Consider the following 14,713-nt stretch of genomic DNA (forward strand, 5'->3'; position numbering starts at 1 on the left):
AGCCCCTGCGCATGGATCGCTCACCCCATCCTGGTCGTTTTCTGGTGCTTGAGGGTATCGAGGGCTCGGGCAAGACCACCCAGATCGAGCGGCTGGAGGCTCGATTGCGCGCCGCCGGCCACAGCCTGCGCGTCACGCGCGAGCCGGGCGGAACCGCGCTGGGCGAGCGCCTGCGCGGGTTGCTGCTGGATCCGGATCTGCCCGGGATGTGCCCGGAGGCGGAATTGTTGCTGATGTTCGCGGCGCGGGCCCAGCATCTGGCCGAGATCATCCGGCCAGCCCTGGACGCGGGCGACTGGGTGCTCAGCGACCGCTTTACCGACGCCTCCTTCGCTTATCAGGGCGCGGGAAGGGGCCTGGGAGGCCAGCGAGTGGCCAGTCTGGAGGACTGGCTGCAGGGCGAGCTGCGGCCGGATCTGGTGATCCTGCTGGATATTGCCCCCGAGACCGGACTGGAACGGGCGGTGCAGCGGGGGCGCCGTGACCGGATCGAGCGAGAGGCGCTGGACTTCTTCGAGCGCGCGCGCGAGGCGTATCGCCAGCGCGCGGCAAAGGCCCCCGACCGATACCTGGTGGTGGATGGAGCGGCGGATCCGGACACCGTGGCCGAGCGGATCCTGGCGGGCGTGCGGGAGCGCCTGCCGCTGCACGCGCTGGGGGGCGGCTGAAGGATGGAGGGAACCGACACCCGGGAGGCGCTGCCACCCTGGCTGCAGGCGCCGTGGAGCGGACTGGTCCGGCGCGGACGTGACGGCCGCCTGCCCACCGGTCTGCTGATCCACGGCGCGACCGGGGTGGGCAAGGCCCTGCTGACCACCGCGCTGGTTCAGGCACTGTTGTGCCAGCGCGCCAGCGGCGAGGAAGCGGCCTGCGGCGAGTGTAACGCCTGCCGCAGCTTCAGTACCGGTGTGCACCCGGAGGTGATGGCCCTGGAACCGGAGGAGGCCGGGAAGGAGATCCTGATCGCCGCGGCCCGCGAGGCGATCGACTTCCTGTCGCTGTCCGGGTCGGGGGATCTGCGCTCCGTGATCATCCGCCCGGCCGACGCCCTGAACGCGAATGCCGCAAATGCCTTGCTCAAGACCCTGGAAGAACCGCCGACCGGGGCGATGCTGATCCTCGAGGCGGCGCAGCCCGCGCGTCTGCCGGCGACGATCCGCAGCCGCTGTCAGACCATCGAGATCGCCAATCCGGCCCCGGCGGACGCGACGGCCTGGCTGCGCGGGTTCTCGGATAATCCGGCAGCGGTGGACGAGGCCTATGCAGCCAGCCTCGGGCGACCACTGGCCGCCCGCGAGATCCTGACCGACCCCGAACGCATGGGTCGCTGGGAACAGGACCGCGAGGCCCTGACCGCGTTGTTGCGTGGCGCCAGCGTGCACGCGATGGCGGCTACCCTGCAGCGCAGCCTGCCGGAATCCCTGATTCCGCGGATCCAGGCCCTGCTGGTGTCGGCCCAGCGTCTGGCGGTCAACGGCGAGCCGGATGCCTTTGGCCGGCAATTCCCGCGCGATCTTCTGGAGGGCTTTGCCCGGCGTGCCGGCGCGCGACGCCTGGCCGAGCTGTCCGCGCGGGCGCTGGTCTGGCAACGCCAGGCGAGCCGTCAGCTGAACCCGCAGCTGCGCATGGAGGATATCGCCCTGAATTTCCAGGCGAAGTAGCGGCACAACTCACGCCGCGAGCGGCCACGGGGTGGCGCGCGATCGCATCGATGGGCGATACTCCTCGGCCCAGCACGTAATCAGGTCACACGGGAGGGTCTATGGCCGGGCAGGGCATGCTCACCTTGGCAATCAAGGAAAAACCCGCGCTGTATGCGGCGTACATGCCGTTCGTGACCAACGGCGGGCTGTTCATCCCGACCGACAAGGCCTACAAGCTCGGGGATCAAGTCTTCCTGCTGCTGTCACTGCTGGAGGATTCGGACCGCCTGCCGACGCCCTGCACGGTGGTCTGGATCACCCCGCCACGGGCGCAGGGCAACCGCCTGCGCGGCATCGGCGTGCAGTTCAACAAGTCCGACAAGGGCGTGACTCATCGCCGCATCGAGGAGCACCTGGGCGGTATGCTGAACTCGGACCGCAAGACCCACACGTTCTAGCCGCCGGGCAAAGGCCAGGGTGTTCGGGCGGGCTTGCCGTTCGAGCCCGTCACCCGCCGCAGCTCGCCGCGTCCGGGTCCCCTTGTCGACCCGCATCCGCCACCCTCAGCGCACGCCTGCAGCCGCGTTCTCGCGGATAGCCTCGGCCACGCACTCCAGCGCGCGGTCGATCTGTTCCCGCGTCAGATAGAAGTGGGGTGCAAAGCGGATCCCGCCGCCGCGCAGGGCACACAGCACCCCGTACCCCTGAAGCCGGGCGTACAGCGCATCCAGATCGTCCACCGGTGGCCGGAAGGTGAGGATGCCGGCGCGCCGGCCGCGCGGTGTCAGGATGCGGCATCCCTGGCTGCGCAACCCGTCCTCCAGGTGCAGCCAGTGCTCGCGGATTTCGTGGTCGATGGTCTCGAGCCCGGTCTCCAGCAGCAGCGACAGGCTGGCGTGCAGGGCGTGAACCCCCAGCATGTTCGGGCTGCCCGGCTCGAACCGCCGAGCGCTGGTGGCTGGTTCGATGCCGGGGTTGGAGAAGTCACCGGCATGCGCCAGCATGTTCCAGCCGTATTCCTGCAGCGTCAGCTGCTCGCGCGCCTCCGGGTTCACGTAGAACACCCCGATCCCCTCCGGCGCCAGCATCCACTTGTGCGCATCCGCCATCACGAAATCGGCATGACAACCGGGCGCATCAAAGGGCAGGGCGCCCAGGTGCTGGATCGCGTCGACGCAGAACAGGATGCTGCGCGCGCGCAGTTCAGCGCCCAGCGCCTGGATGTCGATGCGCATCCCGGAGTCGTAGCGTACCGCGCTGGTGGCGACCAGGCGCGTGTGCCCGTCGCAGGCGGCCAGAAGATCGCGTTCCGGCTCCGGACCAACCGGCACCTCGCGGGCCTCGATGCCGAAGCGCTCGGCCGCGGCCAGCCAGACCACGCGGTTCGACGGAAACTCGTGGACCGGGAACACGACGTTGTCGCCCGGGCGCCAGTCGAGGCCGAAGGCCACCATCGAAAGCGCCTCCGAGGTGTTCTTGACGAAGGCGATATCCTCGGCCGACGGGGCACCGATCAGCGCGCGGGCGAGCGCCCGGGTTGCATCGACATGCCGCAGCCACTGGAGGTAGTCGCGCGAACCATGGACGACGTTCGTATGGGCGAACTGGCAGACCGCCTCCTCGGTGCGTCGCGGCCATGGGCCGACGGCGGCATGGTTGAGATGGATAATCCCTTCCTGCGGAAATTCCGGGTGCATGCGATCCTCCTGGGCCGGGCCCGAAGGGTAACCCAGTCGGGCGGCCCGTAGAACACCGTTCGCGCGCCAGAGCCGCCGTGACCGGTGCCGCGTGTCAGGCGCTTGTTGTGATTCCCCGGGCAAGTTGTTAATTTGCCGGCTCCCTGAATACCCCGGGTCTGCGCCTCAATCCATGTCATCGGGTTTGGTGAACGGACCCTCGCAGCGGCCGCATGGCCTCGTCCACCGCGCCTTCCGGCCTCCCGCAGGCGCTGCGCCGTTTTGCACCTTGCCAGTACAGGAGGGACGGATGAATTCCGTTGTCCAGTTCTATCGGGACCCCGAGCTCGGGGCCGTCGAGTCGCGCGAATTCCGGGTCTTCAATGACCGTTCGCTCGATCGTATTCCGGCGGTCGCGGCGCTGCCGGAGGCCATGCGGTTCGAAATGCGCGTGGTCGCCAGCGTGCTGCCGTTCCGGGTCAACGACTACGTGATCGAGGAACTGATCGACTGGGATCGCGTCCCCGACGACCCGATGTTCCAGCTGACCTTCCCGCAGCGGGAGATGCTGGAACCGGGGGCCTTCGAGCGTATGGCCGATCTCCACCGAAAGGGTGCATCACGTGGCGAGATCCAGGCCCTGGCGCGTGAACTGCGCGAGGACCTGAACCCGCATCCCGCCGGCCAGCTGGAACTCAACCGGCCCAGCGAGGAAGCCGGCGAGGTGATCAACGGGCTGCAGCACAAGTACCGCGAGACGGTCCTGTTCTTCCCCGGACAGGGGCAGACCTGCCACAGCTATTGCACCTTCTGCTTTCGCTGGGCCCAGTTTGTCGGAGACAAGGAACTGCGGATCGCCAGTACCGATGCCGGATTGCTGCACGACTACCTGCGCAGCCACACGGAGATCAGCGACCTGCTGATGACGGGCGGCGACCCGCTGGTGATGAAAACCAAGCACCTGAAGGCCTACCTGGAGGGATTGCTGGAGCCGGATCTGGCCCATGTCCAGACCGTCCGTATCGGCACCAAGGCCCTGACGTTCTGGCCCTATCGCTTTGTCACGGACAGTGACGCGGACGAGCTCCTGCATCTCCTGGAGCGACTCGCGGAGGCGGGGAAACACGTGGCGCTGATGGCCCATTACAACCATCCCCACGAGCTGCGTACCCCGATCGCGCGCGAGGCGATCCGCCGCGTCCGGGATACCGGCGCCGAGATTCGTGCCCAGGGTCCGTTGCTGCGGCACATCAACGATGACCCGGGCGCATGGGCGGATCTGTGGCGAGAAGAGGTCCGCCTGGGGATCATCCCGTACTACATGTTCGTCGAGCGCGACACCGGCGCCCGACGCTATTTCGAGGTGCCACTGGCCCGGGCCTGGGAGATCTATCGCGAGGCCATGCAGCAGGTTTCCGGACTGGGTCGCACCGCCCGGGGCCCCTCGATGAGCGCGGAACCCGGCAAGGTCGAGATCCAGGGCGTGGCGGAGATCCAGGGCGAGAAGGTATTCGTGCTGCGGTTTATTCAGGCGCGCAATCCCGACTGGGTACAGCGGCCCTTCTTCGCACGCTATGACGACCAGGCCACCTGGCTGGACCAGTTGCAACCGGCCTTCGGCGAAGAGCGCTTCTTCTTCGAGGATGAGCTGGCCGCGATCAAGGCCGCATCCGGCGAGTAACCGCCCCCTGACAGCAAGAGCCCCATGGACAACGACACCCTGAAGCAGCGTGACCTGCGCGCCCTCTGGCATCCCTGTACCCAGATGAAGGACTACGGCGAGGAGGGGACCCTCCCGCTGCTTCCGATCCAGCGCGGGGAGGGCGTCTGGTTGTACGACTTCGACGGCAACCGCTACCTGGACGCGATCAGTTCCTGGTGGGTCAATCTCTTCGGTCATGCCAATCCGCGAATCGGCGATGCGGTCAAGGACCAGCTGGACCGGCTGGAGCACGTGATCCTTGCGGGCTGCACCCACGAACCGGTGGTCGAACTCTGCGAGCGCCTGATCGACATCACCCCGGACGGCCTGGAGCGGGTCTTCCTCGCGGACAATGGCAGTGCTGGGGTCGAGGTCGCGCTGAAGATGAGCTTCCATTACTGGCGCAACGTCGGCCGCCCGCGGAAGACCCGATTCATCCGGCTCTCCAACAGCTATCACGGCGAGACACTGGGGGCGCTTTCGGTCAGTGACGTGCCGCTGTACAGCGCCACCTACGAACCGCTGATGCTGGACGTGATTACCGTCCCGGCGCCCGACTGCTTCGAGCGCGAGGCGGGCGAGAGCTGCGCCGACGTCGCCCGGCGGCAGTTCGCTCACATGGAGGAGGCCCTGGCGGCGCATGGCGACGAGGTGGCCGCGGTCATCATCGAGCCGCTGGTGCAATGCGCCGGCCATATGCGCATGTACGATCCGGAGTATCTGCGCCTGTTGCGCGCGGCCTGCGACCGCCACGGCGTGCACCTGATCGCCGACGAGATTGCCGTGGGCTTTGGCCGCACCGGCACGCTGTTCGCCTGCGAACAGGGGCCGATCACGCCCGATTTCCTGTGCCTGTCGAAGGGGCTGACCGCCGGTTATCTGCCCATGGCCGCGGTGCTCACCACGGATCCGATCTACCAGGCGTTCTACGACGATTACGAAAAGCTCAACATGTTCCTGCACTCGCATTCCTACACCGGGAATCCGCTGGCGTGCAGGGCGGCACTGGCGACACTCGACATCTTCCAGGCCGATCCGGTTATGGAGCAAAACCGTCAACTTGCCAAACATATCGCGAAACGACTGGAACCTCTGACGGCGCATCCGCACGTCGCCGACGTGCGCCAGCACGGCATGATCGCCGCGGTGGAACTGGTGCAGGACAAGGCGACCCGTACGCCATACCCGTGGCAGGAACGCCGCGGCCTGCACATCTATCGCCACGGACTGACGCGCGGTGCCTTGCTGCGACCGCTGGGGAACGTGAGCTACCTGATGCCGCCGTATGTCATCACCGAAGACCAGATCGACTTTCTGGTGGAGGTGATGACCGAGGGGATCGAGAAGGCCGTGCACGCGTGATCCGACGACAACGCGGGCACTTCGCCAGGGATTGAGGGCGAGTCTCGTGCCGTACGGCTGTACCCATAACGACGCATAATACATATTATGTTAAATCGGAGGTGAGCGACGGTTGGCGGGTTTCAGGTCAGTCGCCGGTATCTCCCCCGGTCTTGCCCCTCTCTTGCCCCTCTCTTGCCCGTCCGGGCCCGAATCCGGCCTTGGCCGGGCTCCGGCGGTTCTCAGGAAAGACTGCTGATCACGTGGGTCAGGATCTGTTTGACCCGCGTCATGCCCACATCCAGATTGGCCGCGATGTCGTCCATGGTGATCTCGCCCTCGGCCCGGCCGGCGGCCCAGTTGGCGATCACGGCGCAGCAGGCGTAGTTGAGGCCCAGTTCGCGCGCCAGGGCCGCCTCGGGCATGCCGGTCATGCCGACCAGGTCGCAGCCGTCGCGTTCCAGTCGGTCGATCTCCGCGGCCGTCTCCAGGCGTGGCCCCTGAGTCGCGCCGTACGTCCCGTGCTCCACCGCCTCGATCCCGAGCTCGTCGATCGCCCGGATCAGGGTCTGGCGAACCGCCTCGTTGTACGGCCAGGTCATGTCGATATGGGTGACCTCTTCCAGGTCGCCGCCTTCGAAAAACGTGTTCGCGCGTGACCAGGTGTAGTCGATGATCTGGTCCGGGATCGCGACCACCCCCGGCTTCATCTCCTCGGTGATCCCACCGACCGCGGCGACGGCGACCACGTTGTCGATACCGGCGTTGTGCAGTGCCCAGATATTGGCCCGGTAGTTCACCTGGTGTGGCGGGATGGTGTGGCGCGCCCCGTGGCGCGGCAGGAACACGATCTCGATGTCGTTCAGCCGGCCAAAAACCAGCGGGCCGGAGGGCTCCCCATAGGGCGTGTGCATCACCTGGCGTCGGGTGATCTGCAGGTCTTTCAGTCGGGTCAGACCGGTGCCGCCGATGACGGCGATGCGGGGTGCGGACATTAATCAGTGCTTCCCTAGTGGTCGGCCACGGCGAAGATGCCGGGCGCGTTGCGCAGGTAGTCCTGGTAGTCCATACCGTACCCGAACAGGTAGCGGTTGGGCGCCTCCAGGGCCGCGTAGTCGACGGTGATCGCCGGATCCCGGTCGGGGTTGTGCTTGTCGACCAGGACGATGGAGATGACCTGCCGAGCGCCCTGCTCTTCGCAGAAGGTCTTGATGCCTTCCAGCGTAATGCCGCCGTCGAGGATGTCGTCGACGATCACGACGGTACGGTCCTGCAGGGCCGCCTGGGGACGCGCAAGCCAGTGCAGCTGGTCGCCGCCGCGGGTGCCGCCGAGATACCGCGTGGCATGCAGGTAGTCGACCTGCATCGGGAACGACCAGCGCGTCAGCAGCCCGCCCATCAGCACCACACCCCCGTTCATCACGCCCATCACCAGCGGATTGCGGTCCTTCAGCGCGACCGCCGTGCGTTCGGCCAGACGGTCGATCGCGGTCTCGACGGCGTCACGGCTGAAGAGACAGTCGGCATCACGCAGCGTGGCTCGCGCCTGTTCCGGGCTCATGGCATGTCCTGGGGGTGTCGGTGCGGGAAATCATGTCCGAGCATCCGGAGCGAGGCAAGCTCGCAAATTCCGGACCCCGGAAACGCAACCGGCCGGCACAAGGGCCGGCCGGCTGGCAGACGAAGGTCGAGGACCTTAGTAGGTGAAGGTCACCGTGTCGTCGTCCATCGCTTCGGAGATCACGTAGGCGCCGCCCACGGTTTCCTCGATTTCCGGGATCAGGTCGTTGCCCCACAGATCCAGGGTCGGGGTGCAGACCTTCATCACGACGCCGGCCTCGTGGGCATCCTTCATGAAGTCGTAGACGCTCTTGCTGGAGCCTTCCTGCACGAACAGGTTTTCGGCCACGCCCTTCTTGGCGAGTTCGCCGGCACGACCGGTCATCACGACTTCAACGTCGTATTCCATCGCGGCGGCGACAGTGGCCTGGAAGAACGGGGCACCCAGTTCGGAAGCGTTGCTCGGGTCGGTGTTGACCATGACGATCAGGAGCTTGTCGGCCATTTTGGATCTCCAACTTCAGTGGTGAGTGTGAATATTACTAGCTGCTCAATCGCAGACCGGTGGCGCATTATAGGCGCCTCGACGCGCGGGCGCCAATGCGCCGCCCGGCACGGTTCAGGCGGTGGCGAGCTGGCTTGCGCGGAGCCAGCGATCGAGCTGCGCGCGAAGCGCCGGGAGGCGGTTTGGATCGGCATCGACGGGCCGTGCGCGCAGGCGTTCCAGGCGGCGCGCCGACTCGGCGGACAGGGGCTGATCCACCTGGGCCTCCAGGATCCGGTCGGCCTGTTCCGGCTCGTTGCAGATCAGCACCATGTCGCAGCCGGCGGCGCGTGCGGCGGCCGCCCGTTCCGCGGGGTCGCCGATCCCCTCGGCGCCGGCCATCGCCAGGTCATCGCTGAGGATGGCGCCGCGATAGCGCAGTTCGCGGCGGAGGATGTCCTGCAGCCAGACACGCGAGAATCCGGCGGGATAGCCGTCGACCTGCGGGTACAGGACGTGCGCCGGCATGATCCCCTCGAGATCTCCAAGCACGGGCCGGAAGGCCTCGAGATCCTGATTCTCGATTTCGGACAGGGGGCGATCATCCACCGGCAGCGCGACATGGGAATCCGCCTTCACGGCACCGTGCCCCGGGAAGTGCTTGCCGACCGCGGCCATGCCGGCGGCAGCCAGGCCCCGGATCAGTTCGCCGGCGAGGCGTGCGATCACGTCCGGGTCGTAATGAAACGCCCGGTCGCCGATGACGTCACTGATCTCCAGATCGCGGTCGAGGACGGGCGTGAAACTGAAATCGATATCCAGTGCGCGCAGTTCCCGCGCGAGCAGCTCGCCGGTCGCATGCGCCAGTTCACAGGCCTTGTTGCGGTCGTAGTCGTAGACGTGGCCCAGCTGGCGCATGGGCGGGATCGCGGTGAAGCCCTCGCGCAGGCGCTGCACGCGCCCGCCTTCCTGATCTACGGCGATCAGGATGCCGGGCCGCTCGGCGCGGATGGCGGCCACCAGGGCCTGAACCTGCGCCGGCGTGCCGGCATTGCGGGCAAACAGGATCACCCCGCCGGTGGCGGGATGACGCAGGCGTTCGCGATCTTCCGGGGTGAGTTCGATTCCGGTGACGTCGAGCATCACCGGACCCAGGGGCAAGGGGTCGTTCTGGAGCATCACTCAAGGCTCGGGTCGGCGCTCCCGCGGGAGCCATCTTTTCAGGATAGCGAGGCTTCGGGGAGAAAGGCGAGTGCCTTGAGCTTCTCGATGCGGTCCCGGATGCGGGCTGCCTCCTCGAATTCGAGGTCGCGCGCCTTGGCGAACATCTCCTGTTCGAGGCGCTCGATCTCTTTCGCCGCGTTCTCCGGCGCCCCCAGGTAGTCGGCGCCCTCCTCCGCGACCTTCCGCCCGCGCCGGCCGCCGGAACCGGGCGTGGCGTTGCGCGCCTCGAGGATATCCGCGATGTTCTTGCGGATGCCCTGGGGCGTGATGCCGTGGGCCTCGTTGTGCTCGATCTGCCTGGCCCGGCGGCGCTCGGTCTCGTCGATGGCGCGTTGCATGGAGCCGGTGATCTTGTCGGCGTAGAGGATGGCCTTGCCGTTCACATTACGTGCGGCGCGGCCGATGGTCTGGATCAGCGAGCGATCGGAGCGCAGGAAGCCCTCCTTGTCCGCGTCCAGGATCGCCACCAGCGAAACCTCGGGCATATCCAGCCCCTCGCGCAGAAGGTTGATGCCGACCAGGACGTCGAACTCGCCCAGCCGCAGGTCGCGGATGATCTCCATGCGTTCCACCGTGTCGATATCCGAGTGCAGATAGCGCACGCGCACGCCGTGTTCGGTGAGGTAATCGGTCAGGTCCTCGGCCATGCGCTTGGTCAGGGTGGTGATCAGCACCCGTTCGTCGCGTTCGACGCGATCGCGCACCTCCGAGAGGGCGTCGTCCACCTGCGTACCGGCCGGACGGACCTCCAGTTCGGGATCCAGCAGCCCGGTCGGGCGGACCACCTGGTCGACAATCGCTCCGGCATGTTCGCGCTCGTACGGGCCGGGGGTGGCCGAGACGTAGATGGTCTGCGGCATCAGGGCCTCGAACTCCTCGAAACGCAGCGGGCGGTTGTCCAGGGCCGATGGCAGGCGGAAGCCGTATTCCACCAGGGTCTCCTTGCGCGAGCGGTCGCCCTTGTACATCCCCCCGACCTGCGGCACCGAGACATGGGATTCGTCGATGACCAGCAGCGCATCCTTCGGCAGGTAGTCGAAAAAGGTCGGCGGCGGCTCGCCCGGGGCGCGTCCGGAGAGGTAGCGGGAGTAGTTTTCGATCCCGTTGCAGTACCCGATCTCCAGGATCATCTCCAGGTCGAACAGCGTGCGTTGTTCCAGGCGCTGGGCCTCGACCAGCCGGTCCTCCTTGCGCAGGAAGTCCAGGCGCTCCTTGAGTTCGTCGCGGATGTGGTCCACGGCCTCCAGCAGGGTCTCGCGCGGGGTTACGTAGTGCGTCTTGGGGTAGATCGTCAGACGCGGCACCGTGCGCAGCTGTTCGCCGGTCAGCGGATCGAAGTACGACAGCCGCTCCACCTCGTCGTCGAACAGCTCGATGCGCACCGCCTCGCTGTCGGATTCCGCCGGGTGGATGTCGATCACCTCGCCGCGTACGCGGTAGGTGGCGCGCCGCAGTTCGGTGTCGTTGCGGGTGTACTGCAGTTCCGCCAGACGCCGCAGCAGGTCGCGCTGGTCGATCCGGTCGCCGCGCTCGACGTGCAGCACCATCGACAGGTACTTGCGCGGGTCGCCCAGCCCGTAGATGGCCGACACCGAGGCCACGATGATTGCGTCGCGCCGCTCCAGCAGCGCACGGGTGGCGGACAGGCGCATCTGCTCGATGTGATCGTTGATTGAGGCGTCCTTCTCGATGTAGGTGTCCGACGACGGGACGTAGGCCTCCGGCTGGTAGTAGTCGTAGTAGGAAACGAAGTACTCCACCGTGTTGTGCGGGAAGAACTCCTTGAATTCCCCGTACAACTGCGCGGCCAGCGTCTTGTTCGGTGCCAGGATGATGGTGGGGCGCTGTACCTGCTCGATCACGTTGGCGATGGTGAAGGTCTTGCCCGATCCGGTCACACCAAGTAGCACCTGGTGCGCGAGGCCGGCCTCCAGCCCTTCGGTCAGCGCGCGGATCGCCGTCGGCTGATCGCCGGCCGGCTGATACTCCGATACGACCTTGAATTGTTCGCCTTCGCCTGGCTGCACCTTATCCTCCGCGCCTGATTTCAGTATCATTTCGCCCCGACCGCCCGCGCGGCCCATCGACCCGATCACACAGAGGCCTACCCCTTGGATATCGAGCTTTCCGACCGCGTCCAGCGCATCCAGCCCTCCCCCACTCTCGCCGTCAGCGCGCTGGCCGCTCAGCTTCGCGCGGAGGGGCGGGACATCGTCGGGCTGGGGGCCGGAGAACCGGATTTCGATACCCCCGAGCATATCAAGCAGGCGGCGGTGGACGCGCTTGCCCGCGGAGAAACCAAGTACACTCCGGTGGACGGTACGGCCAGCCTCAAGGCGGCCATCATCCGCAAGTTCGATCGCGACAACGGCCTGACGTTCACCCCTGACCAGATCCTGGTGTCCTCCGGTGGCAAGCAGAGCATCTTCAATCTCTGCCAGGCCCTGCTGAATCCCGGGGACGAGGTCGTGATCCCCGCCCCCTACTGGGTGTCCTACCCGGATATCGCCCTGCTGGCCGGGGCGCGCCCGGTGATCGTCAGCGCCCAGCAGGATGCCGGCTTCCGCATCACCGGGGAACAGCTGGAGGCCGCGATCACCCCGAACACCCGCCTGGTGTTCCTGAACAGCCCGTCCAATCCCACGGGCGCGGCGTATTCGGCCGCCGAGTTGACCGAACTGGCCGAGGTGCTGCGGCGCCACCCCCGTGTGGTCATTGCCACGGATGACATGTACGAACATATCCGGTTTGGCTCGGCCCCGTTCGTGAACATCGTCAACGTCGCCCCGGATCTGCTCGAGCGCACCGTGGTGCTGAATGGCGTATCCAAGGCCTATGCGATGACCGGCTGGCGCATCGGCTACGCCGGTGGTCCGAAGAACCTGATCGCGGCGATGAAGAAGATCCAGTCGCAAAGCACCTCCAATCCGACCTCCATTGCCCAGGCCGGCGCCGAGGCCGCACTCAACGGCGACCAGGGCTGCGTGGTGGCCATGTGTTCGGCCTTCGCCGAGCGCGCTCGCCACGTCGTGGACGGCCTCAATGCCATCGACGGGATCGACTGCCTCATGCCGGACGGCACCTTCTACTGCTTCCCTCGCGTCACCGGCCTGATGGCGGCAGCCGATATCGACACCGACGTCGCCCTGACCAAGCAGCTGCTGGACGAGGTGGGCGTGGCCCTGGTTCCGGGGAGCGCCTTCGGCGCGCCGGGACATGTGCGTGTCTCGTTCGCCACCAGCGTGGACCAGCTCGACAAGGCCCTGGAGCGCCTGCGCGAGTTCGTGGCGCGCCACCACTGACGCCGGGTACGGCGGCGAAACGCGTCGGGCGGCCAGATTTTCCTTGACGCCCCCGCCCCGCCCGATTAGGATTTGCGCCCAATTCCCCGGTAGCTCAGTCGGTAGAGCGGGTGACTGTTAATCACTAGGTCGGCGGTTCGAGCCCGTCCCGGGGAGCCAGACAAAGAAAAAGCCAGGTCACCATGACCTGGCTTTTTTCGTTTGGCGGATTACGGTCCCGTTACCCTACTCTGGCTCGTGCTCGAGGGGCTCGAGCGACTGCAGATAGACGGCAATCGCGCGGCGGTCTTCGTCGGTCAGATGAGCGGTGCCGTGGTCGATCACGTCGGCCATGGCGCCGCCGGCAAAGTCGCCGTCGCGGGTCAGGCCCATCTCCAGGTAGCGGGCGATATGGCGTTCGCCCCAGCGTCCGATGCCGGTCTCGCGATCCGGGGTGATGTTCGAGGCGACATCCCCGTCCGGCAGGCGGGCCCCGGCGCCCAGACGCTCCAGGTCGAGACCGCCGGTCCGAGTGCGCGGGGTGTGGCACTCCATGCAGTGGCCGAGGGCCAGGGTCAGGTAGGCGCCGCGGTTCCACTGCTCCGATTCGTCCGGGTCGGGTTCGAAGGCCCCCAGCTCGAAATGCAGCCACTTCCAGCCCATCAGGGACGGCCGGAACCGCGCGTACCAGACCAGGTCGTGCGGCGTGTTCTCCCGCGCCACAGGCTCGACCTCGGCCTGCAGGAAGGCCCACAAGGCCTCGATGTCCTCGTCCTTCATGCGGGTGTAGGAGGTAAACGGAAACGCGGGATAGTAATGCCGCCCGTCCGGCCCGCGGCCCTGCTGGAGCGCGCGCTTGAAGTCGTCCTCGGACCATCCGCCGATGCCGTGTTCCGGATCCGGCGTGATGTTGGGCCCGTAGAACACGCCAAAGGGGCTCTCGATGGGGCGCCCGCCGGCCAGAAACTCGCCGTCTTCCGCCGTGTGGCAGGTGACACAGCCCCCGGCCCGCAGGACGTACTCGCCATAGGCGATGCGATCCTCCGCGTCCGCGTCGGGATGCAGTTCACCGATCGACTGATCAGCCTGTATCGGGGCAGCCCCGATCAGGCCGGCAAGACAGAGGGCCGGCAGCCAGGCTGTCGGCCCTCGTTTGGTACCCGCCATTGCCACCGATCAGTCGCGGCGGAAGTCGTCGTGGCAGGCCTGACAGGACTGCCCGAGGTTGCGGAAGCGAATGGCGTATTCGTCTTCGTTGCCCGCCTCCACGGCGGCATGGAGCGCCTCGGCGGCCTCGCGGGTGTCGTTGGAGAGTTCCTCGAAGCGCTCCCAGTCATCCCAGATCTCTTCCTTGGCATCGGTATCCGGGAAGTCGCTGCCCTCGGGGAACAGGCTGGGGATATCCTGACTGAGCGCCACCAGCTGGCTGGTGTGCATCTTGAGGTTGTCGCCGAAATCGGCCCCGTCCACGACCACGGCGGCGATGGCCCCGACGTTCCCGCCGATCGCGCGCATCACGCCCTGACGGTAGTCGATGGTCGCCTCGTGTTCGTCAAAGGCGTGGACAGTGCTGCCAGCGCTCAACCCGAGGGTCAGTGCGGCGGCCACGGCCGAAGCGGTGACAAGACGTGCGGCATTCTTCATGGTGCTTCCTCCCTGTAACGAAAAGAATCTCGCCCGTGGCGGGCGAGCCGAAGCCTGAACGCTACCCGAGAACTGTAGACGACCCGCCGGCCGCCTTGCCACGGGGCGAAGGGTCCCGCGAAAACTCGCCAGACCTGCCCCATTGACCCTGCTCCGCG

The 14,713-nt window shown here is 66.8% G+C and carries 14 protein-coding genes and 1 tRNA gene; 7 read left to right on the forward strand and 8 right to left on the reverse strand.

Translation table 11 applies throughout. The annotated features are described in order from the left end of the window. The first annotated feature begins 11 nt into the window (after positions 1 to 11). The 3 genes from tmk (at position 12) to F627_RS0105810 (ending at position 2,101) form a co-directional block, all read left to right on the forward strand. Complete coding sequence (gene tmk / locus F627_RS0105800; RefSeq protein WP_018875482.1) at positions 12 to 668, forward strand: dTMP kinase; 657 nt, start codon at positions 12 to 14, stop codon at positions 666 to 668. Positions 669 to 671: 3 nt separating this feature from the next. Continuing rightward, positions 672 to 1,661 carry a hypothetical protein gene (locus tag F627_RS0105805; protein WP_018877400.1) on the forward strand — a complete coding sequence of 330 codons (990 nt, stop codon included), beginning with the start codon at positions 672 to 674 and terminating at the stop codon, positions 1,659 to 1,661. A gap of 101 nt (positions 1,662 to 1,762) precedes the next feature. Continuing rightward, a complete protein-coding gene (locus tag F627_RS0105810; protein WP_017941553.1) occupies positions 1,763 to 2,101 on the forward strand; it encodes a PilZ domain-containing protein in 339 nt (112 codons plus the stop codon). Between the two features lie 105 nt (positions 2,102 to 2,206). Here the strand turns inward: F627_RS0105810 and F627_RS0105815 are convergent, their stop codons facing one another. Beyond that, complete coding sequence (locus F627_RS0105815; RefSeq protein WP_019583547.1) at positions 2,207 to 3,340, reverse strand: aminotransferase class V-fold PLP-dependent enzyme; 1,134 nt, start codon at positions 3,338 to 3,340, stop codon at positions 2,207 to 2,209. Positions 3,341 to 3,629: 289 nt separating this feature from the next. On the opposite strand from F627_RS0105815, the gene F627_RS0105820 reads away from it, so the two are divergent. Next, on the forward strand, positions 3,630 to 5,000 hold the full coding sequence (locus F627_RS0105820) for a KamA family radical SAM protein (protein WP_018879110.1): 1,371 nt from the start codon (positions 3,630 to 3,632) through the stop codon (positions 4,998 to 5,000). Positions 5,001 to 5,024: 24 nt separating this feature from the next. Further along, entirely contained in the window at positions 5,025 to 6,383 is a 1,359-nt protein-coding gene (locus F627_RS0105825) for an adenosylmethionine--8-amino-7-oxononanoate transaminase (protein ID WP_019583548.1), read from the forward strand. Positions 6,384 to 6,604: 221 nt separating this feature from the next. On the opposite strand, the gene F627_RS0105830 is transcribed toward F627_RS0105825, so the two are convergent. From F627_RS0105830 to uvrB, 5 genes are all read right to left on the reverse strand, one after another. Next, positions 6,605 to 7,357 (reverse strand): S-methyl-5'-thioinosine phosphorylase, encoded by a 753-nt coding sequence (locus F627_RS0105830; protein ID WP_018875478.1) that lies wholly within the window; start codon positions 7,355 to 7,357, stop codon positions 6,605 to 6,607. A gap of 14 nt (positions 7,358 to 7,371) precedes the next feature. Then, the gene (locus tag F627_RS0105835) at positions 7,372 to 7,923 is read right to left on the reverse strand and encodes a hypoxanthine-guanine phosphoribosyltransferase (RefSeq protein ID WP_019583549.1); all 552 of its coding nucleotides are present in this window, start codon (positions 7,921 to 7,923) and stop codon (positions 7,372 to 7,374) included. Between the two features lie 135 nt (positions 7,924 to 8,058). Then, positions 8,059 to 8,427, reverse strand: a complete 369-nt coding sequence (locus F627_RS0105840; protein WP_018866315.1) for a DsrE family protein — start codon at positions 8,425 to 8,427, stop codon at positions 8,059 to 8,061. Positions 8,428 to 8,541: 114 nt separating this feature from the next. Continuing rightward, a complete protein-coding gene (gene nagZ / locus F627_RS0105845) occupies positions 8,542 to 9,585 on the reverse strand; it encodes a beta-N-acetylhexosaminidase (protein ID WP_019583550.1) in 1,044 nt (347 codons plus the stop codon). 41 nt (positions 9,586 to 9,626) lie between these two features. Then, positions 9,627 to 11,657 (reverse strand): excinuclease ABC subunit UvrB, encoded by a 2,031-nt coding sequence (gene uvrB / locus F627_RS0105850; RefSeq protein WP_026332043.1) that lies wholly within the window; start codon positions 11,655 to 11,657, stop codon positions 9,627 to 9,629. Between the two features lie 84 nt (positions 11,658 to 11,741). On the opposite strand from uvrB, the gene F627_RS0105855 reads away from it, so the two are divergent. Both F627_RS0105855 and F627_RS0105860 read left to right on the forward strand, forming a co-directional pair. Continuing rightward, positions 11,742 to 12,932, forward strand: a complete 1,191-nt coding sequence (locus F627_RS0105855; protein WP_018877392.1) for a pyridoxal phosphate-dependent aminotransferase — start codon at positions 11,742 to 11,744, stop codon at positions 12,930 to 12,932. 83 nt (positions 12,933 to 13,015) lie between these two features. Next, positions 13,016 to 13,091, forward strand: a tRNA-Asn gene (locus F627_RS0105860). A gap of 66 nt (positions 13,092 to 13,157) precedes the next feature. Here the strand turns inward: F627_RS0105860 and F627_RS0105865 are convergent. Both F627_RS0105865 and F627_RS0105870 read right to left on the reverse strand, forming a co-directional pair. Next, positions 13,158 to 14,078, reverse strand: coding sequence for a cytochrome c (locus F627_RS0105865; RefSeq protein ID WP_019583552.1), 921 nt, complete (start codon positions 14,076 to 14,078; stop codon positions 13,158 to 13,160). Positions 14,079 to 14,087: 9 nt separating this feature from the next. Continuing rightward, entirely contained in the window at positions 14,088 to 14,555 is a 468-nt protein-coding gene (locus F627_RS0105870; RefSeq protein WP_019583553.1) for a cytochrome c, read from the reverse strand. Between the last annotated feature and the right edge of the window lie 158 nt (positions 14,556 to 14,713).

The sequence above is a fragment of the Thioalkalivibrio sp. ALE16 genome, from assembly GCF_000381305.1.
Taxonomy (GTDB): Bacteria; Pseudomonadota; Gammaproteobacteria; order Ectothiorhodospirales; family Ectothiorhodospiraceae; genus Thioalkalivibrio.

Coding starts and splice junctions, on each gene's coding strand:
- F627_RS0105810 (WP_017941553.1), top strand. CDS start 1,763: ATGGCCGGGCAGGGCATGCTCACCTTGGCAATCAAGGAAAAACCCGCG.
- F627_RS0105820 (WP_018879110.1), top strand. CDS start 3,630: ATGAATTCCGTTGTCCAGTTCTATCGGGACCCCGAGCTCGGGGCCGTC.
- F627_RS0105825 (WP_019583548.1), top strand. CDS start 5,025: ATGGACAACGACACCCTGAAGCAGCGTGACCTGCGCGCCCTCTGGCAT.
- F627_RS0105830 (WP_018875478.1), bottom strand. CDS start 7,357: ATGTCCGCACCCCGCATCGCCGTCATCGGCGGCACCGGTCTGACCCGA.
- F627_RS0105840 (WP_018866315.1), bottom strand. CDS start 8,427: ATGGCCGACAAGCTCCTGATCGTCATGGTCAACACCGACCCGAGCAAC.
- F627_RS0105870 (WP_019583553.1), bottom strand. CDS start 14,555: ATGAAGAATGCCGCACGTCTTGTCACCGCTTCGGCCGTGGCCGCCGCA.
- F627_RS0105815 (WP_019583547.1), bottom strand. CDS start 3,340: ATGCACCCGGAATTTCCGCAGGAAGGGATTATCCATCTCAACCATGCC.
- F627_RS0105805 (WP_018877400.1), top strand. CDS start 672: ATGGAGGGAACCGACACCCGGGAGGCGCTGCCACCCTGGCTGCAGGCG.
- tmk (WP_018875482.1), top strand. CDS start 12: ATGGATCGCTCACCCCATCCTGGTCGTTTTCTGGTGCTTGAGGGTATC.
- F627_RS0105865 (WP_019583552.1), bottom strand. CDS start 14,078: ATGGCGGGTACCAAACGAGGGCCGACAGCCTGGCTGCCGGCCCTCTGT.
- F627_RS0105835 (WP_019583549.1), bottom strand. CDS start 7,923: ATGAGCCCGGAACAGGCGCGAGCCACGCTGCGTGATGCCGACTGTCTC.
- nagZ (WP_019583550.1), bottom strand. CDS start 9,585: ATGCTCCAGAACGACCCCTTGCCCCTGGGTCCGGTGATGCTCGACGTC.